Genomic DNA, 25024 nt, shown 5'->3' on the forward strand with positions numbered 1-25024 from the left:
AGTTATTTATATATCCCCTACGAATTAGCGTTTCCACCATCCAGCGCGAGGGGCTGGAGTAGGGGCAGTATCATCAATAACAATCGGTTGAACTGCTGGTGCTTGCTTTTCTTTTTTTGCAGGCTTTTCAGCATCAGTTTTTACAGCTTTTGGTGTTTTATTTGCTGTTTTCCGAGTTGTGGTTTTTGGTTTCTTTTCATCCATATCTTTAGAAGTGGTTTTTTTAGTCCCCGCTGTTTTTCTTGTGCGTGTTACTTTTTTAGCTGGTTTTTCTTCCACTTCAACAGAAACAGATTGTTGAGGAGCTTCAGACACTTGTAACTCAACTATATCTTTTGATGCTTCTGTATTTTCTTTTGTAGAAGAAGCCGTTTTTCGACCTCTTGTTGTACGAGCTGCTTTTGTTGTTGTGCGAGGTTTTCTTGTAGTCTTTGGAGCTTTTTCCTCTATGGCTACATTTTGTTCAGAAGTAGTGGATTCAACAACAGTTGTAAGTGCTTTAGACGCAGGAATTGTTATTGGTTCCAAATGATCCTCTTTTTTATCACTAATATCAATAGCAACAAAAGCTGGAGATTGTGTATGAGCTTTATTTGTTTTTGTAGTATTTACAGGTACAAACGGTTCTGATTCTGAAATCGGAATAATATCAATGGTAACTGCTTTATTTGTATTTTCAGCAATCTCTTGGGTATTCTCTTCAGAAGACTGTTGATATTTATTGCGTTTCCAACGAGGTTGGCGAGGATAACGATTAGAACGTTTTGTGCGTTGATCATCTTTTTTTGATGCAAAATATTCATCCTGATTCACAACAGGATGGAAACTAATGTCTGGTTGATCATCTTGGTGTGTAATTGCAAGCACAGGTGATGTAGCAGAAGATAATTCTGCCGTTGTTTCTATAGGCTCTATAATCTCAGATTGTTCATCTTTATGATGACGATAATTGTTATTCCGAGGACGTCTGTTATTATTGCGCCTTCTATTATTACGTTGATAAGGTTCTTTATCTTCGTTAGCATCTGTATTCTCAGATTGAATAGGAATTTCTCTGATAAAAGGACTTTCTTGTAATGAAAGGTCGGCTTTATCTTGATCGTTCTCTTGTTCCCGTTCTTGCTCAAGATTTTCATTTACTTCATGTAAGAAGGAAATTTCTGTGCTTGGTAAAGTAGTATCAATTGCAAGAATAATTTGAATTTTATATTTTGCTTCAATATCTAATAACCAGCTACGTTTTTGGTTTAAAATATAAAAAGCAATATCACTTGAACTGGTATTAACAGTTAAAATACCGGGTTTTGATTTGCGTGCTTCTTCGTCAATTTGACGTAAAATATGTAAGCAAGCGCTTGGAATGCTTCTGATAATTCCTGTTCCATTACAATGTGTACAAGGAATGAAAGAGAATTCAGAAATAGAAGGGCGTAAACGCTGCCGTGTCATTTCTAACAAGCCAAAAGAGGAAATTGAACCAATTTGAATACGTGCGCGGTCTTTGTGTAATGCATTTTTAAGACGTTTCTCGACCATGTAGTTGTGTTTTCTGTTTTCCATGTCGATGAAGTCGATAACGATAAGACCTGCTAAGTCACGCAGGCGTAATTGCCTAACAACTTCGTCAGCAGCTTCTTGGTTAGTACGAAGAGCTGTATCTTCTAAGTCTCTTTCTTTGATAGAGCGTCCAGAGTTTACATCGATAGCCACTAATGCTTCGGTTTGGTTAATTACCAAATATCCACCAGATTTTAATTGAACGGTTGGTGACAACATTTGATCAATAAGCTTTTCAACTTTGTAGTGCGAAAAGAGTGTTTGTTTTTGATCTCTCCAAAGATGAAGTTTACGCATGTTTTGAGGCATCAAAGCTCGCATATAATCTCTGGCGATATTCCACCCATCTTCACCATCAATTAAGATCTCACCAATATCTGGTGTATAGGTATCTCGAATTGCACGTTTTAGTAAGCTTGAATCTTCGTAAATTAAAGAGGGAGCAACGGCTTTCATCGTTCGTTCACGGATTTCATCCCATAGATGCAAAAGATACTCGCCGTCTTTTAATGCATCCGGTTTCGGACATTGTGCGCCAGCTGTACGAATAATCATCCCCATATGAGAAGGAATATTTAGTTCACTGATAATATCTTTTAAACGGCGACGTTCTGAAATAGACGTAATCTTACGTGAAATCCCACCACCTCTGAGTGAGTTGGGCATTAATACACAATAACGGCCTGCTAAAGACAAATAGGTGGTAAGGGCTGCGCCTTTATTTCCTCGTTCTTCTTTAACGACTTGAACTAATAGAATTTGCCTTCTATGGATGACTTCCTGAATTTTATAGTTTTTTAGAATATTTTCAACAGGTTGACTGATCTCGTCATCATCATTAAGTGTTGTTGTATTGTGATCATCGATTTCGTCATCATCATTAAGATTGTCGTCTACAAGATTTTTGTTTAATTCAAGTAGTTTATTACGGTCAGCAATAGGAATTTGGTAATAATCAGGGTGGATTTCGCTGAAAGCAAGAAAACCATGTCTGTTTCCACCATATTCCACGAAGGCGGCCTGTAAACTTGGTTCAATACGGATAACTTTGGCAAGATATATATTGCCTTTAAGTTGTTTTTTTGTTGAGTTTTCAACATCATAGTTTTCTATGGTATTGCCATCTAAGATAACGATACGTGTTTCTTCTTTATAGCTGGCATCGATCAGCATTTTTTTATTCATAATTTTATTGCTCCGATGATCGCCTTAAGCAATCAATGATAGCTTCTAAGTTATTCGCGCTGGGAGCATGCATTTTATATTATTCTTTACGACGCAACCATGAAATAGATTAGAAACTGGTAAAAATTGGTAATCTTGTTTAACAGATAAAAAAAATAATTACATTATTAAAATTATACTGAAGTTTTAATCTTTCTAAATTACATTCGCATGTAGTTATGCTTTTATTTATAATATAGCAAGAGTAAAAAGGAATTGTAGATATTTTAAATGAAGCCTCGTCTCAGTCTTAAAAAACAAACATAATTTAAAGATATTTTTAAAGTATTTAATCATTATTTAAAAAATAAAAATATGTAGTTAAGTAAATTAATGAATTAATCATACTAATGAAGTAGATTATTCTTCTATGAAGTATTATCTCAGACTTATGGCTTTCGGAAAAGTTTTTTTTTATCATTTTTAGGAGATTATGACATTTTTAAAGAAAAAGATTTTTGAATTTTATATAAAATTCATGCAATATATGGATGTCGAGTCATAAGTTGGTTTTATTAGGGTAAAAGTGTCGGTGAAATGAGCGATAACAAAACAAAATTGTGCCATCAAGTTATCAATGTAGAAATTTCAAAATTCTCTAGAAGAATAATGTTATCTGCATCTGTGTCTACAGTTTTGTTCATGCCTTCGATTGCATTTGCTGTTGAAAGAATTAATAAAAAACAAACAACAGTGAAAAGTAGTAAAGGAAAATATAAACCTGTTCATCAAGGAAAAGCCCCTGCAATTATTGGTAAAGCTAAACCTGCATTACCTGTTGTGATATTAGACCCAGGGCATGGAGGGAAAGATCCTGGTGCAGTTGGATATTCTGGGACGTATGAAAAACATGTTGCTTATGCAACAGCGGTTGAACTTTCTAAGCAATTAATGCGTACAGGGAAGTATCGTGTAAAGTTAACGCGTAATTCGGATAAATTTATTCCATTGGATGGTAGAGTTGATTTTGCACAAGTAAATAAAGCAGACTTATTTGTTTCTATGCATGCAGATGCGTTAAATAATCATTCGATTAGAGGTGCGAGTGTTTACACATTATCTAATCATGCTTCTGATGCGCAGTCTGCGGCCTTAGCATCTGTTGAAAATAGTGCGGATAAATACGGAGGGCCAAATGTACATGTTGCCTCTCCAGCAGTGCAGAAAATATTGGCAAGTTTAGTGAAATTGGAGACAAAGAGAGAGTCTGTGGCGATGGCTCAAAATATTGTACGCTCTTTTCAGCCCAGAGTAGGGTTGTTATCAAATCCTAGACGCTATGCAGCTTTTGTTGTGTTGAAGTCCGTGAGTATTCCATCAATATTAGTAGAGATGGGTTTTATGTCAAATCGTAATGATGAAGCTGCTCTAAGAACGGCCTCTTATCGTTCTTTAGTGGCATCTTCAATGCGTCAAGCGATTGATCGACATTTTGCTGTAGGCGGAAGTGTGACACATTTGACAGGATGAAATAAAATTTGATTTTAAATTGAAGAGATGATAAATTTCGATCATGCAATTTATGATATTTAGTCTTTTTCTTTTAGAATAAATATTTATGTTTTGTTGGATCTTTTAACTTATATCTCCACATAACTTATTGATAAGTCATGTGGAGTTTTTTTTATACATATTTTTAATATAAACGATATATCAGGTTATATTGCATAATAAGTTGTATTAATTTTAATTAAAGTAGAATTTAGTAGCCTTGGTTATAATTACCTTGTTTAGGTTTGTTTGGCGTTGTTGCGGCACCAACACCAGCGCCTAAAGCGCCACCAGCAAGAGCGCCAATCGCAGCACCAGTACCACCACCAGCAAGAACGCCAATCGCAGCCCCTGTGCCGCCACCAATCAGTGCACCTGTACCTGCACGGCCACCCATGCTATATCCATTATCACATGCAGTTAAAAAAGATGTTGATAGGACAACAAGAGCTAAGCCAGCATAAGTAGATCTTAATATCTTTTGCATTTGTATTCTTTCTTAAAGTTTGGTGTTTAAAGGACAACCTATTTTATAAAACTAATATAACAAAATGGTTTATTTTTGGCAGTCTATTTCTTGATTAATTTATTGATTAGATAAAGTGTGAGACTTTAATCTATGTTAAAAAACAATATAAAATTATTTAAAATCATATATATGTTAAAAAAATAATGAAGAATAAAATAGTAATATTATTATTTCTAATTAAGCTAGCATATTTAGTAACGATTCGTACGTTTAAAATTTAATTAATAAAATTTTGATATAGTCAAAAATATTTTTAAAATTTTATATATAAAAGAAATTATACCTTTTTTGTATTGTTTTTTTGCAACAGTGTTGATGTTGTGTTATGTTTGTTCTCCAAATATAAAAAAAATAAAAAATTTCTTTAGTTTTTATGAGATAAGGCTTGCCCCAAGCGCTGCAAATGGGTAATTCCAAAAGAGAGCTTTGTAATTTAAGGGCTGTGTGTTTCTATTTCAGAAATGATTGTTATAGAAATTAATTAAAGTTTGATTAAAAGCATATTAAAGTTTTGCTGTCGGGAGTGGTGGATGTTTTCTCGTCTGTTCGGTTTTATGTCTGCAGACATGGCAATTGATCTTGGGACTGCCAATACATTGGTGTATGTCAAAGGTCGAGGAATAGTTTTAAATGAGCCATCAGTGGTTGCAATTGCTGAGGTTCGTGGAAAAAAGCAAGTGTTGGCGGTTGGTGAAGAAGCCAAAAATATGGTGGGACGTACTCCTGGCAATATTACGGCTATTCGCCCCATGCGTGATGGGGTGATTGCTGACTTTGAAGTTGCAGAGGAAATGATTAAGCATTTTATTCATAAAGTGCATAATCGTCGTATGTTTGCCAGCCCACAAATCGTCATCTGTGTTCCTTCAGGGGCTACAGCAGTGGAACGTCGTGCTATTCAAGAAAGCGCAGAAGGTGCGGGTGCACGTAGAGTTCAATTGATTGAAGAACCAATGGCAGCAGCAATTGGTGCAGGATTGCCCGTAACGGAACCTTCAGGCAGTATGATTGTTGATATTGGTGGTGGAACAACCGAGGTTGCGGTAATTTCATTGGGTGGTATTGTGTACTCTCGTTCAGTTCGCGTTGGTGGTGATAGAATGGACGAAGCAATTATTGCTTATATTCGTCGTCATCATAATCTGCTTATTGGTGAAAGTTCTGCTGAAAAAATCAAAATGGAACTTGGTGCTGCGATTGCGTCACCTTCTGCTGATGGTGGTCCTTGGCGTGAAGTTAAAGGGCGTGATTTGATGAATGGGGTGCCCAGAGAAGTGCTTGTATCTCAAGAGCAAATCGCTGATAGCTTGGCAGAGCCGATTGCACAAATTGTTGAAGGTGTTTCTATTGCATTGGAAAACACACCTCCAGAATTAGCAGCGGATATTGTTGATAAGGGGATTATGTTAACAGGCGGTGGTAGTTTGTTAGCACGTCTTGATGATGTTTTACGTCAAGCAACAGGATTGCCAGTGATTGTTGCTGAAAATCCTTTGGACTGTGTAGCCCTTGGTACAGGGCGAGCATTAGAAGAGATGAAGCGTCTTAGAAATATTTTAACATCAATGTACTAGAGTTATGATGTTCATTTAAAATATTTGTATTTGTTGAATAGTGTGTGTTGGTTAAACACACACTATTAATGTATGAGCTATAAACAATTGTCATTTTTTGTTACCGATCATGATTCCTTTATCTATTCATATTAAACAAGGATTAGCAAAATTGGTGTTACCATTTTTGTTTGTTGTCGCTTGTTTAATCATGTTGCTTGGCCAAGCGCAGCCAAAGTTTATTGAAACATTACGTCTTAAAGTGACAGATTTTTTAGCTCCAGGCTATGCGCTGATAGAAGAACCCTTTAATATCGTTTATGGTTTTGTCAATACGATTAAAGATATTCAAAATATTTCTGCTGAAAATAAAGCATTAAAAGAACAAAACTTACAGCTTCGCCGTTGGTATCACGTTGCGATGGGGCTTGTTGATGAGAATACCTTATTAAAAAATCAACTTCACTGGATACCAGACAGAGCTTTATCTTTTGTTACTGCACGTGTTGTCGCAGATGTGAGTGGTGTATATCATAAAGCGATTTTAGTTGTTTTGGGAGAGGATCATTCTGTTAAACCAGGTCAAGTTGCTTTAGATGGGTTTGGTTTAGTCGGTAGAGTGACTGAGGTTGGAGAACGTTCTGCAAGAATACTTTTAATTAATGATGATTCTAGTCGTATTCCAGTAAGATTATCTAATTCTAAAGCTCAGGCTATTATGGCAGGAGATAATAGCTTATATCCAAGATTAATTTTTTATCCAGAGGATAAGCATCCTATTGAGGGTGAAAAAGTAGTAACGGATGGGCAAGGGGATGTTTTGCCAGCAGGGATTCCAATTGGTTATGTTCATTATTTAAAACCAGGACAGCCAGTAGTTGTGCCATATTTGCCTTTAGATCACCTTAGAATTGTCAGAATCTTTAATTATGGAAAAAATGAAGTGATTGCCCCCGGTGCTCCAGGTAGAGTCATTCCTTCAACTAAAAAAAATAGACAAGGACCCGTGGCAAGCCCAACATTGCTGGGGCGTGATGAGTAATGATAAAAAAAGATAATACGAATCATTTTAATGATCGTAAAACGCCAGGAATAAGGCCAGCTTTTAGCAAATTTCAACATATAGATATGGTTGTGCGCTCTTTGGTGCCCATGGCTTTTACGATTTTTGTGGTATTATTTTTATCAACGCCTTTTGATATTCCAGGTAGAAACGAGTTATTGCCAGCGATTGTTGTCGCCTCTGTTTATTTCTGGTCCATTTATAGACCTAAATCTATGCCTGCGGTGGGTGTATTTTTTCTAGGTTTTTTAACTGATTTATTAAATTTTTCGACGCCAGGCGTAGTAATTTTTATCTTACTGATTACTTATGGAATAGGTGTTACGCAACGCTTTCGATTGGCTAAGTATAACTTTATATTAGTTTGGTTAATTTTTGCTGTGATCGCTGTGGGAGTATTTATGTTGCAATGGATTTTAAGCTCTGTATTCAGTTTGAAAATAATGCCTTATACTTCATTTTTATTTGAAATTATTTTTGCAGTTGGGATTTATCCTTTATTATCCATTGTTTTTGCTTGGGCGCATCGAACCATTGCTAATCCTGGAAAAGTGTAAGTTTTGCAGTTGAAATGAAAAAAAAGAAAAGATCCTTTTCTGCGAATAAGCAAGTACAGCAAGATGCTAGTTCTTCACGGCGTGTTTTTTCACGTCGAGCATTATTGTTGATTGCGACGCAAACGGGAATTTTATCTTTATTAGCCAGCCGTCTGTATAAATTGCAGATTACAGAAGGTGATAAATATATCAAAATGGCTAAAAACAATTTGATAAGTAAACGATTGCTGGCTCCTCCAAGAGGAAGTATTCATGATCGTTATGGTGATGTTGTTGCTAATAACAAGATTAATTGGCGAGCTTTATTAATTCCAGAAGAAACAAGTGATTTATCTGATGTGATTGAGCGTTTTAGTCAATTAATTGCATTAGATGAGCATGATTATGCACGTATTCAATGGTCTGTTGATCATCAAAGACGTTTTATTCCAATTATGTTAAAGGATTTTTTGTCTTGGGATGAAATGGCAATGATTGAGGTAAACTCCCCTACATTGCCAGGTGTGATTATTGATACAGGGACAAAGCGTGTTTATCCAACAGGCCCTTTATTGGCGCATGTCGTGGGATATGTTGCACCACCAAATGAAAAAGATGTGGCTGCAAATCCGATCCTTGCTTTGCCAGGAATAAGAGTTGGACGTGCTGGGATAGAAAAAACCCAAGATGATGTTTTACGAGGAACGGCGGGTGATGTTGAAGTAGAAGTTGATTCTGTTGGGCGTATTATTACGACCTTAGGACGCAAGGAAAGTGTCCAAGGGCAAGATATTCAGTTAACGATAGATTCTCAACTACAAGATGAGATTAGAAGTTTAATTGGTGAAGAATCTGCCAGTGCGGTTGTATTAAACTGTCAAAATGGTGAAGTCATGGCGATGGTGAGTAATCCATCGTTTGACCCATCTTTATTTGATAGTGGGGTTAGTCACGCGCAGTGGAAAGCATGGATGAATGATGAGCGCAATCCTTTGATGGATAAAGCAGTTGCTGGACTATACCCACCAGGTTCCACATTTAAACCTGCTGTTGCTTTGGCTGCACTAGAGGTAAAAACGATTACACCAAATGATCGCATTAATTGTCCAGGATATTATGATTATGGTGGGACGCGTTTTCATTGTTGGAATAAATATGGACATGGTTCGTTAAATCTTCATGAGGCGATAAAGTTTTCTTGTGATGTGTACTTTTACGAGGTTGCACGTCGTACAGGTATGGATGCAATTCATAAAACTTGTCAAAAACTTGGGTTAGGAGTTGCTCTGCCGATTGAGTTGACTCATGTGAAAGCAGGGCTAATTCCAACACCTGAATGGCGACAGAAGCATGGGCATCATTGGAATATCGGGGATACGATTGTTAGTGGAATTGGACAAGGCTTTGTGCATGTTTCTCCGTTACAGCTTGCGACATATACAGCGCGGATGGCGACTGGAAAAATCGTTGATCCTCATTTGGTAAGGGCAAGAGATAGTCAAATTACTCCTCAAGCTAATCCTAATTTTTGGCAGCCTATTGATATTAATCCTGATTTTTTAAAAATGGTTCGCTCTGGGATGTATGCGGTTGTGAATGAACCTAGAGGCTCTGGGGCTAAAGCTAAGATCAATTATAATGGAATGCTATTGGCTGGAAAAACAGGGACAGCACAAGTTAAAAGGGTTTCAAGAGCTCTGCGTGAAAGTGGTCATTTTAACTCTGCGAATTTACCGTGGAAATATCGTCCTCATGCGTTATTTATTTGTTTTGCACCTTATGACAATCCACAATATGCCATTTCAGTGATTGTAGAGCATGGGAATGCCGCGGCATCAGTAGCTGCACCGTTGGCTAGAGATATTATGCTTAAGACGTTACGCAGAGATCCTGCGAATAAAGAAAAGCGGGTTGGCGAACAAGGCAAATCTGATAATCAAGATCAATCTGATAAATCAGAGCCCCAAGAGCCTAAAGAGCCTCAGAGTTCTCCAGATACGCAGTAAGTGAGTATGCCTTATATATTCTTAACTAAAGAGTAAAATAAATGGTTTTTGAGAAACGTTTGCTAAGAGCAGAGCCTAATTTAAAAATCTTAGGAAAATTATGGCGTATTAATTGGTTATATGTTGCCTTAATTTGCTTACTCGCAGGCGTTGGATATCTTGCTTTATATTCAGCGGCTGGTGGTGCTGATTACCCTTATGCTCGTCCACAAATGATGCGGTTTGCAATGGGATTTGTAATTATGATCTCAGTCGCAGTAACGCCATTAAGATTTCTTGCAAAGCTTGCGTGGCCTTTATATGGTCTTGGTATTGCTCTATTACTGGCAGTTTTACATATGGGACATGTAGGGAAAGGTGCAGAACGTTGGATTATTATTGGAGGAATTGCCTTACAACCTTCGGAGCTTATGAAAATAGGCTTAGTTCTATTACTGGCAACGTGGTTTCATAAAATTAGTTGGAAGCAAATGGGAAATCCTTTGAGATTACTTATTCCAGCTTTTTTGGTTTTACTGCCTGTTGTTTTAGTACTGAAAGAGCCAAATTTAGGTACTGCAGTGATTATTGCTTGTATTGGGGCTTCGATTTTTTTCGCAGCAGGAATGAGAATATGGCTAATCGCTTTATTGGTGTCTCCATTACCGTTTGCATTTGAATTTATTTATAGTCATTTACATGATTATCAAAAGGCGAGAATTACTACGTTTTTACATCCAGAAAGTGATCCTTTAGGGGCTGGTTATAACATTATTCAGTCTAAAATTGCCTTAGGTTCTGGTGGAATGTGGGGGCAGGGTTTCTTACATGGAACTCAAGGCCAGCTAAATTTTCTTCCTGAAAAACAAACAGATTTTATTTTTACAATGTTATCGGAAGAATGGGGCTTTGTTGGTGGAGCGTGTATTATTGGTTTATTATTCCTTTTGATTTTAGGTGGAATGATTTTTGCTATTCGTTCTAAAAATCAGTTCGGTCGCTTATTAGCTTTAGGGCTAACGATGAATTTTTTCTTTTATTGTGCGGTTAATTTGTCAATGGTAATGGGGGCTATTCCTGTGGGGGGGGTACCTTTACCGATGGTTTCTTATGGTGGTTCTGCAATGCTAACCGTGATGTTTGGATTTGGATTGTTGTTGTCGGTGCAAGTTCATAAAGATTCTACTTTTGGAATGGAAAAAGCCAAAGAGGAGTAGATAATATGACTGGTATTTTGTCTCCAACGGCAAAAATAAATGCTGCTTATAAAGAAAGTGTGTATCAGGCAGGGAGTGTTTCTACAAAAATTAATCAATATCCTAAAGGGATTTCTGAGAAGTTACATCAAACAACTTTTGTATTATTAAGTGCTTATAATCCAGGAGGGCGTTTGAGGCCGTTAGGCTGGAATATAAAGATGATGGAGCGCCTTGAGCAATGTTTGTCTAAGTATGAATATGTCTATGGTCAAGGATCATTAAAAGAGGTTTCAGAACCTCTTTTAATGGTGAATATTGATCCAAGAAAAGCAATTTATTTAGCAAGAAAATTTCGTCAAAATGCTATTGTGTTGATACGGCATCAAAGAAAGTCTAAACTTGTGTTTTTAGCGTAATTTTTAGAATAACAGCATCACTGCAAATTGAGGTTGAACAAAATCATTGCTATTGTGACCATTAACGGTTAGTGCCGTTCCAACGATAATACCAATTTTTGGACTCCAGTTATATTCAACAGCAGGAGCAAGTTGAATATCATGAGAAGCTCCTGTAACACGTCGGTTGTAAACAGCGTTTTTATCCGTGCCTTTCATGCGCGTGCCTTTTGCCCAATCGTACACAAAATCAAAAGATAAAAGCCATTCTTTGGTAAAACCATATTCTAAAGAAAAACCTGTATTTCCAAACAATCCAGGCCTTGCATTCCCTTTATATCCTAAGCTTGTGCCATAATTACTGATATTTTTAATATTAACAGAATTTAAAGGTTGTCTACCAACGCCCCAAACGCGCACACGTAAAGCATGGTTAAAAACATTATAAGCGGCTTGAGATTGTAATCCAAAACGTAGTGCATAGGTTCCATTGCCAGCACCATCAAGAGCGCGACCTAGATTAGAGTAATTTCCAGTTGGAAAAGTCATTCCTAAGATGGTGGTGAGGCTGGGTCTATAAGATGCATTGTCTTGATCAATCCATCGGTATTGTAACTCCACAGGAAGATCAGCAAAATGTAGACTGCTAGAGGTCGTATGCCCATTCCAAGCATAGCGAATTTGAGGAGTGCTTTGAACGGAAAAATGGTCAGTAACCGCATATTTTATTAAGGTAAAATTAATAAAGTTATCTGTTCTATGTTTATTATTTTTTACATTTCCATCTGATTGATAAGCGCCACGACTGATGGTCATTTGTGCATAAGGTTCAATCGCGAGTAAACCTGCCAGACTCATTGCTCCTGATGGAGAGAGTAATGATCCTGTATAGCGTTGGTCATCTAAAACATTAGTTTTTTGTTGAGATGGAGCAATAACATCAGATGTTTGTTGAGATGAAGTCGCGGTTTGTGCATTTGCATAAGTGACTGTTGAATATAACAGTAATGTTAAGAAGCTAGCCGATAAAAATTGACAGGATTTTTGAAAAAGGTAGTTTTTCATCTCTGATTCCTTATCCAGAAAGTTTAGGGGGAGCTTAACGAGGTAATGGATAGATAAAAAATACGGTATGAAAAAGAACGTATATTATGTTTTGATAATTTAATTTTTATAGATCTTATCGTTCAGAAGGCCGTTTAATAGAAGCTCTCTGAACGATAATGATTAAATATTAGAATACCATGTTGATAGCAAATTGAGGTTGAACAAAGTCATTGGTATTATGACCGTCCACAGTGACAGCAGCCCCAACGATCACCCCAAAGAGAGGGCTCCAGTTATATTCAATAGCAGGTGCGATTTGAATATCATGGTATGCACCAGTTACATATCTTTCGAATTGACCGCCACCATATGCACCTCTCATACGAGTGCCTTTTCCCCAGTCATATTGGTAGTCAAAAGCAAGAACCCATTCATCGGTAATTCCATATTCAAGAGAGAATCCCCAGTTTCCGAATAATCCAGATTTTGCATTTCCTCTATAGTCACCATCTGTGCCATAGCTGCTAATCCCTTTAATGTTTGCAGATGTTAAAGGTTTTCTAGCAACACCCCATAAACGAACACGTAAAGCATGATTATCAATGTCATAAGCTGCTTGAGATTGTAATCCAAAGCGTAAAGCATAGGAACCAGTACCAGCAGAATCTAGAGCTCTGCCTAGGTTTGTATAATCACCTGTAGGGAAGTTCATCCCTAAATAGGTTGTTAAGCTAGGGATATATTTTTTGTTATTTTGGTCGATCCAGCGATATTGTAATTCAACAGGCAAATCAGAAAAATGAACAGTACTAGAGGTGGTTCGACCATTCCAATAATAGTAAACTTGCGGCGTTATTTGAACGCTTAGATTGTTGGTAATACCGTATTTAAACAATATAAAGGTGTTTGCAGAATCGGTTCTGTGTTTATTGTTTTTAACACTACCATTTGCTTGGTAAGCACCACGGCTAATGGTTGATTGAAAGTAAGGCTCAATCATTAACGCGCCAGCTTCTGTTACGGCTCCAGAAGGGGAGAGTAATGATCCTGTATAACGTTGGATATCTAGAATACTAACTGCTGTATCTGCTGGTGGTGCCGTTGTAGATGAGGTGCTTTGTGTTACGTTAGCACTGCTGTTATCTGTTGCAGAGTTTGTTGCAGGTGGGATCGGTTGTGTTGCTTTTGAATAGCTATTTGGGGCTAATGCGCATAAAAAACCCATTGATAAAAAAGAAATTGTAAATTTTTGAGTGTAACTGGATAGCTTAAATGAAGGATCTTTAAATAAAAAACGCATCAGCCTGTCTCCAAAAATGGGGAAAAAATAAAGGTTGAAACGATAGAAAATCGTTAATGTAGTATACTACTCAGTAATGAAAATTATAAAAAAATACTATATGGAAAAAACACTTTAGATTCATTTACTTTTATAGATGTGCATAGACGACACAATATATACTTTATGATTTGTGCAAATATAGCACATTTTCTATGTATTTTTAATGTGTAAATAATAATAATCATTAATAATAAACTAAAATTTTACGTTAAATAAATTTAAGATAATTTTGTATGGAAAATGATCTGATTAATTCATATTAATTATCTGCATCTTTTGGGCGATGCCCAACCGTAGCTATGATTTTAAGTTCATGTTTATTACGTTTAACCTGTAATTCGACAGTTGATCCAGGATGAGCTATTGCAATTGTTTTCATAAAAGTACGAATTGTGTCCACATGTTGGGAGTTGATCATTTCAATTCGATCTCCGACTTTTATTTTAGCGTTATAAGCTGGACCTTTTTTATCAATATCAATAATACGAACGCCGTTACTTCGATCATCATTGCCTAAGGTCACTCCAAGCCATCCACGGTCGATAAAGCCTGTTTTACAAAGTTGAGTAACAATAGGTGCAACAATTTCTGATGGTATTCCAAATCCGATTCCTACAGAACTTCCTGTTGGGGAAACAATGGCTGTATTAAGAGCGACGACTTGTCCAGCAAGATTAAAAGAAGGGCCACCAGAATTCCCAGGGTTCATTGGTGCATCGAGTTGTAAGAAATCATCAAAAGGGCCAGAGCCAATGTCTCTGCCTCGAGCGGAAACGATCCCAGCAGTCACAGAAGATCCCAAGCCAAATGGATTACCTGTTGCTAAAATCCAATCTCCAACTTCAACTCTTTTGCTGTCTCCCCATTTCACATAGGGTAAAGGATGTTTGGCATTAATCTTAATAACAGCGATATCTGTTAGAGAATCGCTACCAATAACTGTCGCGGGAAACTGTGTTCCGTCTTGTAAAGAGACGGTAATGTCATCAGAATCTCCGATAACATGTGTATTGGTTACAATAATTCCACTAGGGTCAACAATAAATCCAGAGCCAGCTTCGGTAATTTTTTGTTGTTGCTGATGTTGTCTTTGACGGAATTCTTTTTCTAGAGGTGTTCCTTTGACTGAAGGAGGAATAATAATTTTCTTATTACGTTTAACAGGTACATTCTGTGAAACAGCAATATTCACCACTGCAGGAACAACTTTTTTTACTAAAGGAGAAAAAGTTAACGGGCCATATTCAACTAACAAAGGTGAAGTCTTTGCGAGTTCGTCAGAAGGAACAATCTTTTCAGGAGCAGGAGCAGGAGCAGGAGCAGGAGCAGCATCCTGTTTTACAATATTTTCCGAATTGGACTTTTTTTCTTGTGAGGCTGCAGACTGCATATGTAAGGAAATTAGAATGGTTGATACGCCTACAAAAAGGGCTGCTTTATACACCATATGAGAATGAGGAAATGAAGGAATTTTAAACATTTTCATTAGGATTTACGCTCTGTAGTAGAAGAAAGAATTCCAGGGTTTTCTGGCCAATGGTGTTTTGGATAACGTCCTTTCATATCTTTCCTCATATCTTTCCATCCTTCGCTCCAGAAGCGTTGTAGATCACTTGTAATCGCCTGAGGACGATTGGCAGGCGATAACAAACAACATTGCAGTGTAATTTTTTCTTTTGCAATGCTTGGAGTATTATTTATACCATAAAAAAACTTTGCTGGTGCAGAGATTACAGGTACAGATTGCGTGTAATCAATATAAATTTTATGATTATTTAATAATATTGATTTCGGTAAAAGCTTATTAAGTGTCTGACAAGTTTGATATCCCAAATATGCTTCTAGCATTTCTGTTACATTTAGTTGTTTGACTTCTTCCAAGTTGGTGAGCCCATTCATCCAAGGCAAGAGCCATTCGTCACAGGTTTTAATCAAAGATTCTTTTGATAAGTCTGGTAATGGATCAAACGCAAAGTCCGATTGTGCGAGATGATATCTGGCTTGTAATTGTTTAGTTTGTTCATTCCAATCGAGTGTTTGGGATAAATTATTGCAAACGTAATTCAGCAATACAGGAACTGCTTCTGTGCTAGAGGCAGGAACATTACGATCTTGTAGAGTTAATCTGCCAAATTTTAGGCGTTCACGAAGAACAACTTTGCCACTGATGGGATCTAATGTTGTTTCTTGCTCTATTTCTGATCTTTGTTCGATAAAATTGGATAATGCCTGTAATTTAACAGGGAAAGCCAAGCAAATATTTGTTCGTTTATGTACATGCACGCTGGCAACTGCAAGGAGGCTTTCTTTGGCAAAAGAATCTTGAGGGGATAAGTGTGCTGCTCCACCTCCAGCCAGTCGAAAAGATCCAATTTCACTACGTCTTTGGGCAATCCGATCTGGAAACGCTGCGCAAATAAGTAATGAGGGATTAAGTGCTGGCGGTTGAGTAGCAGAAATACGTAATCGGTTGCGATAATCTTGGCTAATTTTACGAATTCGATGCCACAATCCTTGATCATTCTTTGATGTTGGTTGCAGTCGCATCCATCCTAAACGAGACTGAATATCAACAGAGGCTGGCTCTTCGTGACGCAAAGGATCACGTTCTTCTAATAACGCTGCAATATCCGCAGCAAGTGCTTTTTCCTCGTTTGATTGTGCACTTAACATCATGCTGGCCAATCGAGGATGAGAACCAAATTGTGCTACTTTTTGACCAAAAGGAGTAATATGCCCTTGATAGTCTAAGCACCCTAAGAGAATTAAGAGTTCTTTAGCAGCCTCGATGATGCCAAGGGAGGGCTTGTCAGGAAATGGAATATCAGAAATTTTTGTACCCATAATGTCTGACCATGTTTGACAAATTAATAAAAAACCACTCAGTTCAGCTTCTAAGATTTCTGGACGATCATGCATTGGCAAGCTTCGTTCTGTGGCTTGTGTCCATAATTTATAGACGACACCTTCGCTTTCGCGTCCTGCTCGTCCCGCCCGTTGTGTTGCTGCCGCTCTTGAAATACGCTGGGTCTGTAGTCGTGTTAGTCCTGTATCTGCATTTAATTGTGGCATTCTGCGATAACCACCATCAATGACGATACGAACTCCAGGAACAGTAAGAGAAGTTTCGGCAATAGAGGTTGCTAATACAATACGTCTAGGCGTTTGTGTGGTAACGGGTCGTAAGGCTTTATCTTGCTCTGTTGCGGGGAGGTCGCCATAAAGAGGGAGGATCTCTGCATTAGGTAAAGAGAGTAACCCAATCGTTCTCTGGATTTCTGCTGCGCCAGGTAAAAAGGCAAGAATATTCCCTTTTTCTTCTTTGTAAGCCTCTGTAATTTGTGCAGCCATTACAGATGGAAGATCTCTAATATGTGTTAAATCTCTTTTACGGTGATGGGTAGTAACAGGATAATAATTTGTTTTACTTTCGATAGTATCGCATTGCAGAATATCTTGTAAATTTTTCAGAGACGGTGTTGCAGACATTGCAATAAGACGTAAGTCGGGACGTAAATTTTGTTGTAAGTTACGACATAGACCTAAACATAAATCAGCATCTAAAGAACGTTCATGAATTTCATCAAAAATAATGCCAGCAATATCGTCTAAGAACGGATTATTCAGTAATTGTCTTAAAAATAATCCTTGGGTAACGACTTCTATTTCAGTATTCGAGCTGATGGCTTTATCCATACGGGTTCGATAACCGATCTTTTGTCCAATTTCTTCGTTAAGTAAATGTGCCATTTGTCGTGCTGCTGCACGCGTCGCAATACGGCGAGGCTCTAACATAATCAATTTCTTTTCCTGTTTCCAAGGAGCATCCAGTAAAGCCAAAGGAACAAGGCTTGTTTTCCCAGTTCCTGGAGGTGCAACCAAGATTACATTTGGTTGGTGATTTAAATATTCATACAGTTCAGGAAGTGTGGGTTGGATAGGTAGAGAAATATTTGGTATACTATACATAAGAATTCATGCAGATAAAGGGAATGAATAGAAAGTCTATAGCTGATTGATCTTTATCTTCTTATATAAAAGACAAAATATTATTTATCAAAGGATAGTTTCATTGCGCGCTTGGTTGTTGTTTTTTCTTGGGGTTATTGGATTGATAACGCTGAGCCCTTATTCTGTTCTTGCCAAAGAAACAGATGCAGTAATCAGTAAACATGATCAAACGACTATTTTGTCTGAGAGTGATACTTATGATGGGGGCAAAGAGCTCACGTTGGGTCTTAGGATAAAGTTAGATCCGAAATGGCATACCTATTGGATTAATCCAGGAGATGCGGGCGAACCAGCGTCTGTGTCTGTGAAAGTGAACGGAGATAGTAAAGCTCAAGAAGGAAAGATCGAATGGCCGTCTCCAGAGAGATTAACTGAAAATGGGTTGATGTCTTATATCTATAAAGGGGATGTGGTTTTACCGTTCAAAGTTACTATGCCTGAAGGTAATCATGATAAAGATTTAACTTTAAAAGTAAAAGCTAGATGGTTAGTTTGTGCGGATGTTTGTATTCCAGAAGAAGGGGAGTTTGCTTTAGAACTTCCAAAAGGTCAGGCTACATCTTCTAAAGAAGCCCCTTTAATCCAACAAGCTTTATCACAAAAACCTCAAAAAAGTCTGTGGGATACGCATATGACGCCTAAAGGAATATTATGGGCAAAGAATGATGCAATTGATCCGACAAAAATTGCAGATGCATGGTTTATGCCAGAAAAAAGTGGGGTTATTGATCAGGTTGCTCCCCAAACCCTTTCTGTAAAACATGGATTATTGACATTAACACTTCCTTTGGCAGACAAAAAAGACTTAGAGAAACCGATTAGCGGTATTTTAGTGTTACAAGATGCTCAAAAGCATATTCAGCATCTCTATGTCCAACCTTCGATTGCACCATTATCAACGCCAGCCCAAACAGGATTATTACTTTTGATAGGCAGTGCTTTTTTAGGAGGGATCTTATTAAATTTAATGCCTTGTGTATTTCCTGTCATTGCAATGAAACTCTTGTCTCTTAGCCGTATAGGGCAAGAACATATTCATGTGCGGTATAAAAGCAGTATCGCTTATACAGTAGGAATTTTATGTTGCTTTATTTTAATGGCACTTGCCTTTGTAGGATTGCGTTGGATGGGATCTCAATTAGGATGGGGTTTCCAATTCCAATCGGTGGGATTTGTAGTGCTGTTATGTTGGTTATTATTTGTCATTGCTTTGAATTTCTTAGGTGTGTTTAACGTTCAATTTTCTTTAAGTAGCACAGCCTCTACACGTTCATCTTCTGGTTATTCTTCGGACTTTTTTACAGGATTATTAGCGGTTTTAGTGGCAACACCTTGCACAGCACCATTTATGGGGATTGCAATTGCAGGAGCGTTAAATGCACCACTATGGATGAGTATCTTGATCTTCGTTGGAATGGGATTAGGGTTGGCACTTCCTTATGTCTTGTTTGCCTGTGTGCCTTCTTTTGCAAGAATTTTGCCACGTCCAGGATTATGGATGGATATTTTAAAACAGTTTTTGGCATTTCCATTATTGTTAAGCTGTTTATGGTTAGCTTGGGTTGTTTATCAACATCAACAATCTATGAGTTTTCTGGTATTGTTGACTGGGTTTATAGGACTAGGGTTCATTGCTTGGGCTGTAGGGCTTATCCAGCAGCTTTATATGCAAGGAACTTATCGTTTCTTCCGCGTTATAATGAGTGGGTTTATCTTAGCAACGATTATTTTGCTAGGGAGTAGTTTTTATCTATTTGTTCATGACCAATCTTCTCAGGCTATTGCACAAGTAAAGGAAGATGCTGTTCCTTTTTCTGCACAAAAATTGGAACAATTACGAAAAGAACATAAACCTGTTTTTGTGAATATGACGGCATCTTGGTGCTTGACCTGCATGGTGAATGACAAGGTCGCTTTGTCTTCTGCAAAAGTGCAAAAAGCATTTAAAGAGCATCATATTACCTATATGGTTGGGGATTGGACACAATATGATCAATCGATTGGTAATTTTTTAAAAGCTCATGGACGAGAAGGAGTGCCTTTATATATTTATTATGCTGCTGATGGAAAAGAGAAAGTTTTACCTCAAATTTTGACGCCACAAATTGTTATCGATTATTTATCTAAATAACAGACAATGTGACTGGTGTTTTTTAAGAAAAAGGTATTACATGTAGGGAGCTTAACTATAAAAAACATGAAACAAAATATATAAAATATATCGCAAGAGGACTAGGAAATGGAAGTCGGATTGTTTATCCCGTGCTATATGGATGCGTTAGAACCAGAAGTAGGAATAGCAACGTTAAAGTTATTAGAGCGTTTAGATGTAAACGTAACCTATCCATTTGATCAGACATGTTGTGGGCAGCCGATGACGAATACAGGCTGTCACAAAGAGGCAGCCGATACAGAAAGGCTTTTTGTAAAGAATTTTTCTAAATTTGATTATATCGTGATGCCTTCAGGTAGTTGTACAAACCAAGTCCGCCATCATTTTGATGCGATCGATCAAACGGATGAAGTTCAACATGTGCGTAAGAATACCTATGATCTTGTTGAATTTCTTCATGATATTTTAAAAGTTGAAGCGTTTCCGTGGGCACGTTTCCCACATAAAGTAGCCATCCATTATAACTGTAATGCTTTGCGTGGATTACGACATGCCAGTATGTCCGAGCGTAGAGAGGCGTTCTTTTCCAAACCAAAATCTTTATTAGAAAAAGTCTCTGGAATAGAGTTTGTAGAGCTCGAGCGTCCAGATGAATGTTGCGGTTTTGGTGGAACTTTTTCTGTTTTTGAAGAAGGTGTTTCAGCGAAGATGGGACAAGATAAAGTGATGGATCAACAAAGAAGCGGTGCGGAATATATTATCTCTGCGGATAGCTCTTGTTTAATGCATCAAAAAGGGTGTGCTTCTCGCATGGGGGTAAACTTACATTATGCGCATATTGCACAAATCTTGAATGGAGATCTATCATGAGTGATCTTCAAAACGAGCCACAACCCAGAGGTGCCAAAGTCAAAGGGCGTCATCCTGTTGATCAGTTAGAGGCTGCTAATCGTTTTATTGCCGCTGAAGCACATCAGAAAATGCATGATCAACGTCTATGGGATTTGCGTAAGAAACGAGATGCACAAATGCATTTAATCCCAGAGTGGGAAGAATTGCGTGAACTTGCTTCGGAAATTAAAGAACATACGCTGGATCATTTAGCCGATTATTTAGAAGAATTTGAACGTAATGCCACAGCAAATGGTGTGCATGTTCATTGGGCGCAAGATGCTGAAGAAAGTAATCAGATTATTAATGATATTCTTAAACAGCATCAAGCCAAGACGTTGGTGAAAAGTAAATCGATGTTGAGCGAAGAATGTCATCTTCGTCAATCCTTGGAGAAGTCTGGGGTTACCGTTATTGAAACGGACTTAGGGGAACGTATTCAACAATTAGATAATGAAGATCCTAGTCATGTTGTTGTACCTGCCGTTCATAAAACCAGAACAGATGTATCCAAAGTTTTTGTAAAGACCTTGCATGCGGAGCAAGGAAATAATGATGTTCATTATCTTGCGGAAACGCAAAGAGAAACTACACGTCCTTATATTTTAAATGCTGATGCAGGCATGACGGGGGGCAATTATTTAGTCGCAGAAACAGGTGCTGTTGTTGTTTGTACGAATGAAGGGAATGCAGATCTTTCTGCGAATACACCGCCATTACATATTGTGACGGTGGGGATAGAGAAAATCATTCCTAAGATGGAGCATCTGGCCGTTTTTATCCGTCTTTTGTCTCGCAGTGCGTTGGGGTCTCCAATTACACAATATACTTCTTATTTTCGTGGGCCTCGTAAAGGCGGGGAAATGCACGTGGTATTGGTGGATAATAGTCGCTCTACACGTCTTGCAAGTGAGAAATTTAGAGCAGGTTTGAAATGTATTCGTTGTGGTGCTTGTATGAATACATGTCCTGTTTTTCGTCGAAGCGGTGGATTAAGCTATGGGAGTACTTATGCTGGGCCAATTGGGCTAATTCTAAGTCCTGGATATAATGCCCATAAATATCGTAATTTGCCTTTTGCTTCTTCTTTGAATGGCAGCTGCACGAATGTATGTCCTGTGAAAATTAATTTGCATGAGCAAATTTTTGCGTGGCGTGAGACGCTGGCAGATGAAAAAGAGTTATCTTTATCAAAACGGATATTAATGACTTCATTAGGGAAATTATTTGCACATCCCAAAGCTTATCGAACAGCAGTGCAGACTGGAGATAAGGTTTTATCTTATTTGCCTCATTTTATTGTTTATAATCAATTCAATGCATGGGGGCGTCAGCGTGATTTACCAAAGACTCCCAAAGAAACATTTCATAGTTGGTATGCAAAAAATTATATAAACAAAGGAAAAGGCGATGAGTAGTCGTGATCTCGTATTAAATAAAATTCGTCAATCCTGTAAAAAAGAGTGTTCCGCACTACCAACAGTTCCTTTTTTTCATCAAGATTCAAAAGATTTAATCGAGGAATTTAAAAAATCTTTGCTATTAATGGGCGGACAAATTTTAGAAAGAGGACAAGATGATCCTTATGAATTTGTAAAGTTAAAACTGGCAGAAAGCAAAATTACTTGCTCTGTTGTTCCAGAGATTAAAGGGAATAGAGAACTTAACGCTGAAACGGTTCCGAATAGTCTGCATGATGTGGATTATGGAGTGTTACGTGCGAGTTTTGGTGTGGCTGAAACAGGATCGATTTGCCTAAGCGAGCGTGATTTTTTGGTGAATACACTAGGATATTTACCTCAACATTTAATTGTTTTGCTTGACCCGAAGCAGATTGTTGAGAATTTGCATGATGCTTATGCTCGTTCTGAATGGAAACAAGTTCATTATGCAGCATTGCATAGTGGCCCTTCAGCGACAGCAGATATTGAAGGCGTGCTTATTCGTGGGGCGCAAGGCGTGCGTTCTTTATCAATTTTATTAATTGAATAAAAATTGTTCTAGCGTTGTGGTATTAAAAAAGTGCGTGGATATATAAACCATGCACTTTTTTATTGTAAGCGTAAAAATATTAATATCCGCTAGGAGTTGCGCCTTCAGGAAGCGTTCCGAAGCTACCAACAGGATATTTGCTACTGCTTGTATTAGACGATGCAGCAGCAGGCTTTATACCTTCTCTTGCTTTTACACTGTCAGGCTTCCCACCAGGGAAAACAGCGCTTAAATCGTCATCATCAGAAGAAGAGTTTGATGTTTTTATCGCAGTACTGGTTGTTGTGTTTGTGGTAGATGCAGCAGGTGTTGTACCAGGAGCTCCAAGGTTTTGAGTTTGCACACCTCCAGAAATTGGCGTGCCAGTAGCATCTACAATCCAGTTGTTTAGATGTTTACGAATTTGGAATTCTAACTCGACATTCATATCTTGCATCAGCTTTTGTGTTGCATCATATAAATTGGCTTTGCTGCTTGCATCTCCTTTAGAGGAATCAATATTATAGGTATGATTGACACTAGCGGTAACAGAGGCAACTTTCTTATTACTACTATCAAAAATATCAAGCGTAGCATCCATTTGACCATAAATGCCGTTATGACCTTGCTCTTGCAAAGATGCACGATTGATAGTGAATGTTGCATTGCCAGAAGAGCCACGAGCTTGGAAGCGTGTATTTGCCATATTTGACAAAGCGGTTGCTGGTAAAACGGGGCTTAAATTCGTAACATCACGAGGATATTTTTGATCTCCAGCCAAATTTTGAACGGTAATATGATTAACGTTAAAGAAAATAGGGGTTAGATAATCATAAGTTAAAGGTGCAAATGTTTTTGGTCCATCGCTTGAACAAGCGGTTAATCCAATCATTGGGGTAATAAGTAATAATGCAGAAGCACATAGCTTTAACTTTAGTGAAAATGTATTTTGTTGTCTTAATGACATTTGATATCCCTTTGTTCAGAATAAAAGACAATAACGCATCATGTATAATTGGATGAAATTATAAAGATAATTTTGTTGAAATACAGGTTTTATTTTTATCCGTGAATTAAATTTCATCTTGCTTGAAAATAAAGTCATAGCGACAGAACTCGCAAGTCATTTTGATATTTCCATTTTCATTCATAGTATCCAGATCATCTTGGTTAAATGTTTTTAAGATATTTTCTAAACGAGAACGAGAACAACGACAGCCATAAGAAACAGGTTTCGGTGTGCCAATGGTAATAGAAGTGCTGTTAAATAAACGATACAGTAACTCATTACTTTCGAGAGCAGGATCTAATATTTCTTTGGCAGTAATTGTCTCTGCTAGAATGGTTAAAGTGTTCCATTCTTCTTCTTCGTTGATGATTTCTTCTTCATTTTTCAGAATAATCGAAGGATCACTAGCGATTTTTTCTAAGATTAACCCTGCGGCTTGCCATCCATCTGGCGTATGTTCACAATATAAACGGATCCAACTGGAGAGTTGCTCACTACTTTCAAAATAATGACTGGCCATTTCAGAGAGGTTGTTGCCTGTAATTTCTACCATTCCTTGGTAAGTATCTTTGTCATTCTGTTGATCAACGGTTAATGCAAATAATCCTTTTCCGAAGAGTTCTGCTGCACTTGATTCTTTTGGGAGTTGTGCAACTTTTTCTTTATCAAAGCGAGCATAAAAACGGAGCTCACCATTATGAGTGCAATCAACAACGAGTAAAGAAACAGCACCTTCACCTTTGACTTGTAAAGAAAAAGAACCTTCAAATTTTAACGCGGCTGCTAATCCTGAAACCAAAGCTAGAGCTTCGCCACCTAGTTTAGAAACTGCATAAGGATATTGATGGCGTTCGAGTAATGTATTCGCAAGCTTATCAAGGTGAATTAAACGTCCTCTGGCAGAAGGGAAGAAAAAAGGTGTGATTCCTGTTGGAATAGTCAACTCAGGAACATCTGGGCGATCGGAAGTATGTGTATGTTCAGTCATTATCTTGTTTCTTTTTTTGATAAGGTTATCAAAGGTAGGTATATCGTTATTTTTACTTTTTAAACAGTCTTATTATTTAAATAACTCGATGATTTTATAAGAGAAGAAATCGAATAAAAC

Annotated in this window: 19 protein-coding genes; 11 read left to right on the plus strand and 8 right to left on the minus strand. The window is 37.6% G+C overall.

The genetic code is table 11. From position 1 onward, the window contains the following. Positions 1–24 precede the first annotated feature (24 nt). On the minus strand, positions 25–2742 hold the full coding sequence (locus tag CIN_RS01520; RefSeq protein WP_008853289.1) for an Rne/Rng family ribonuclease: 2718 nt from the start codon (positions 2740–2742) through the stop codon (positions 25–27). Between the two features lie 648 nt (positions 2743–3390). On the opposite strand from CIN_RS01520, the gene CIN_RS01525 reads away from it, so the two are divergent. After that, on the plus strand, positions 3391–4251 hold the full coding sequence (locus tag CIN_RS01525) for an N-acetylmuramoyl-L-alanine amidase family protein (RefSeq protein ID WP_008853290.1): 861 nt from the start codon (positions 3391–3393) through the stop codon (positions 4249–4251). A 232-nt stretch (positions 4252–4483) separates the two neighbouring features. Here the strand turns inward: CIN_RS01525 and CIN_RS01530 are convergent, their stop codons facing one another. Next, positions 4484–4759, minus strand: coding sequence for a hypothetical protein (locus tag CIN_RS01530; RefSeq protein WP_008853291.1), 276 nt, complete (start codon positions 4757–4759; stop codon positions 4484–4486). A 572-nt stretch (positions 4760–5331) separates the two neighbouring features. On the opposite strand from CIN_RS01530, the gene CIN_RS01535 reads away from it, so the two are divergent. The 6 genes from CIN_RS01535 (at position 5332) to CIN_RS01560 (ending at position 11553) form a co-directional block, all read left to right on the plus strand. Beyond that, on the plus strand, positions 5332–6375 hold the full coding sequence (locus tag CIN_RS01535; RefSeq protein ID WP_040363672.1) for a rod shape-determining protein: 1044 nt from the start codon (positions 5332–5334) through the stop codon (positions 6373–6375). A 109-nt stretch (positions 6376–6484) separates the two neighbouring features. Next, a complete protein-coding gene (mreC, locus tag CIN_RS01540) occupies positions 6485–7396 on the plus strand; it encodes a rod shape-determining protein MreC (protein WP_008853293.1) in 912 nt (303 codons plus the stop codon). After that, positions 7396–7974, plus strand: coding sequence for a rod shape-determining protein MreD (gene mreD, locus CIN_RS01545; protein ID WP_139016913.1), 579 nt, complete (start codon positions 7396–7398; stop codon positions 7972–7974). Before mreC ends, mreD begins: the two co-directional genes overlap by 1 nt. A gap of 14 nt (positions 7975–7988) precedes the next feature. Further along, positions 7989–9959: a penicillin-binding protein 2 gene (gene mrdA, locus CIN_RS01550; RefSeq protein WP_008853295.1), complete on the plus strand. Its 1971-nt coding sequence runs from the start codon at positions 7989–7991 to the stop codon at positions 9957–9959. A gap of 41 nt (positions 9960–10000) precedes the next feature. Continuing rightward, on the plus strand, positions 10001–11155 hold the full coding sequence (gene rodA, locus CIN_RS01555) for a rod shape-determining protein RodA (protein WP_008853296.1): 1155 nt from the start codon (positions 10001–10003) through the stop codon (positions 11153–11155). A gap of 5 nt (positions 11156–11160) precedes the next feature. After that, a complete protein-coding gene (locus CIN_RS01560) occupies positions 11161–11553 on the plus strand; it encodes a DUF3293 domain-containing protein (protein ID WP_008853297.1) in 393 nt (130 codons plus the stop codon). A 3-nt stretch (positions 11554–11556) separates the two neighbouring features. On the opposite strand, the gene CIN_RS01565 is transcribed toward CIN_RS01560, so the two are convergent. The 4 genes from CIN_RS01565 to hrpB all read right to left on the minus strand — a co-directional run bounded on the left by CIN_RS01565 (position 11557) and on the right by hrpB (position 17890). Next, the gene (locus tag CIN_RS01565) at positions 11557–12597 is read right to left on the minus strand and encodes a transporter (RefSeq protein ID WP_008853298.1); all 1041 of its coding nucleotides are present in this window, start codon (positions 12595–12597) and stop codon (positions 11557–11559) included. A 169-nt stretch (positions 12598–12766) separates the two neighbouring features. Next, positions 12767–13879 carry a transporter gene (locus CIN_RS01570; protein WP_008853299.1) on the minus strand — a complete coding sequence of 371 codons (1113 nt, stop codon included), beginning with the start codon at positions 13877–13879 and terminating at the stop codon, positions 12767–12769. Between the two features lie 301 nt (positions 13880–14180). Further along, positions 14181–15311: a S1C family serine protease gene (locus CIN_RS01575; RefSeq protein WP_008853300.1), complete on the minus strand. Its 1131-nt coding sequence runs from the start codon at positions 15309–15311 to the stop codon at positions 14181–14183. A 95-nt stretch (positions 15312–15406) separates the two neighbouring features. Then, entirely contained in the window at positions 15407–17890 is a 2484-nt protein-coding gene (gene hrpB, locus CIN_RS01580) for an ATP-dependent helicase HrpB (protein ID WP_040363673.1), read from the minus strand. Between the two features lie 103 nt (positions 17891–17993). Here hrpB and CIN_RS01585 point away from each other — a divergent pair, with 103 nt between their 5' ends. The 4 genes from CIN_RS01585 to CIN_RS01600 all read left to right on the plus strand — a co-directional run bounded on the left by CIN_RS01585 (position 17994) and on the right by CIN_RS01600 (position 22928). Beyond that, positions 17994–20063, plus strand: a complete 2070-nt coding sequence (locus tag CIN_RS01585) for a protein-disulfide reductase DsbD family protein (protein ID WP_008853302.1) — start codon at positions 17994–17996, stop codon at positions 20061–20063. Positions 20064–20171: 108 nt separating this feature from the next. Further along, positions 20172–20915, plus strand: a complete 744-nt coding sequence (locus CIN_RS01590; protein ID WP_040363674.1) for a (Fe-S)-binding protein — start codon at positions 20172–20174, stop codon at positions 20913–20915. Further along, positions 20912–22354, plus strand: coding sequence for a lactate utilization protein B (locus CIN_RS01595; RefSeq protein WP_008853304.1), 1443 nt, complete (start codon positions 20912–20914; stop codon positions 22352–22354). The genes CIN_RS01590 and CIN_RS01595 overlap by 4 nt, the downstream gene beginning before the upstream one ends. Continuing rightward, a complete protein-coding gene (locus CIN_RS01600; RefSeq protein ID WP_008853305.1) occupies positions 22347–22928 on the plus strand; it encodes a LutC/YkgG family protein in 582 nt (193 codons plus the stop codon). Before CIN_RS01595 ends, CIN_RS01600 begins: the two co-directional genes overlap by 8 nt. A 79-nt stretch (positions 22929–23007) precedes the next feature. Here CIN_RS01600 and CIN_RS01605 read toward each other — a convergent pair whose 3' ends face one another. Then, positions 23008–23874, minus strand: coding sequence for a hypothetical protein (locus tag CIN_RS01605; protein WP_008853306.1), 867 nt, complete (start codon positions 23872–23874; stop codon positions 23008–23010). A gap of 106 nt (positions 23875–23980) precedes the next feature. Then, complete coding sequence (gene hslO / locus CIN_RS01610; RefSeq protein WP_008853307.1) at positions 23981–24904, minus strand: Hsp33 family molecular chaperone HslO; 924 nt, start codon at positions 24902–24904, stop codon at positions 23981–23983. Positions 24905–25024 lie beyond the last annotated feature (120 nt).

Origin of the sequence: Commensalibacter intestini A911 (assembly GCF_000231445.1) — a bacterium.
GTDB lineage: Bacteria > Pseudomonadota > Alphaproteobacteria > Acetobacterales > Acetobacteraceae > Commensalibacter > Commensalibacter intestini.

Coding starts and splice junctions, on each gene's coding strand:
- CIN_RS01525 (WP_008853290.1), top strand. CDS start 3,391: ATGTTATCTGCATCTGTGTCTACAGTTTTGTTCATGCCTTCGATTGCA.
- mreD (WP_139016913.1), top strand. CDS start 7,396: ATGATAAAAAAAGATAATACGAATCATTTTAATGATCGTAAAACGCCA.
- CIN_RS01530 (WP_008853291.1), bottom strand. CDS start 4,759: ATGCAAAAGATATTAAGATCTACTTATGCTGGCTTAGCTCTTGTTGTC.
- hrpB (WP_040363673.1), bottom strand. CDS start 17,890: ATGTATAGTATACCAAATATTTCTCTACCTATCCAACCCACACTTCCT.
- CIN_RS01575 (WP_008853300.1), bottom strand. CDS start 15,311: ATGCAGTCTGCAGCCTCACAAGAAAAAAAGTCCAATTCGGAAAATATT.
- CIN_RS01535 (WP_040363672.1), top strand. CDS start 5,332: ATGTTTTCTCGTCTGTTCGGTTTTATGTCTGCAGACATGGCAATTGAT.
- CIN_RS01520 (WP_008853289.1), bottom strand. CDS start 2,742: ATGAATAAAAAAATGCTGATCGATGCCAGCTATAAAGAAGAAACACGT.
- CIN_RS01595 (WP_008853304.1), top strand. CDS start 20,912: ATGAGTGATCTTCAAAACGAGCCACAACCCAGAGGTGCCAAAGTCAAA.
- mreC (WP_008853293.1), top strand. CDS start 6,485: ATGATTCCTTTATCTATTCATATTAAACAAGGATTAGCAAAATTGGTG.
- CIN_RS01590 (WP_040363674.1), top strand. CDS start 20,172: ATGGAAGTCGGATTGTTTATCCCGTGCTATATGGATGCGTTAGAACCA.
- rodA (WP_008853296.1), top strand. CDS start 10,001: ATGGTTTTTGAGAAACGTTTGCTAAGAGCAGAGCCTAATTTAAAAATC.
- mrdA (WP_008853295.1), top strand. CDS start 7,989: ATGAAAAAAAAGAAAAGATCCTTTTCTGCGAATAAGCAAGTACAGCAA.
- CIN_RS01605 (WP_008853306.1), bottom strand. CDS start 23,874: ATGTCATTAAGACAACAAAATACATTTTCACTAAAGTTAAAGCTATGT.
- CIN_RS01600 (WP_008853305.1), top strand. CDS start 22,347: ATGAGTAGTCGTGATCTCGTATTAAATAAAATTCGTCAATCCTGTAAA.
- hslO (WP_008853307.1), bottom strand. CDS start 24,904: ATGACTGAACATACACATACTTCCGATCGCCCAGATGTTCCTGAGTTG.
- CIN_RS01570 (WP_008853299.1), bottom strand. CDS start 13,879: ATGCGTTTTTTATTTAAAGATCCTTCATTTAAGCTATCCAGTTACACT.
- CIN_RS01565 (WP_008853298.1), bottom strand. CDS start 12,597: ATGAAAAACTACCTTTTTCAAAAATCCTGTCAATTTTTATCGGCTAGC.
- CIN_RS01560 (WP_008853297.1), top strand. CDS start 11,161: ATGACTGGTATTTTGTCTCCAACGGCAAAAATAAATGCTGCTTATAAA.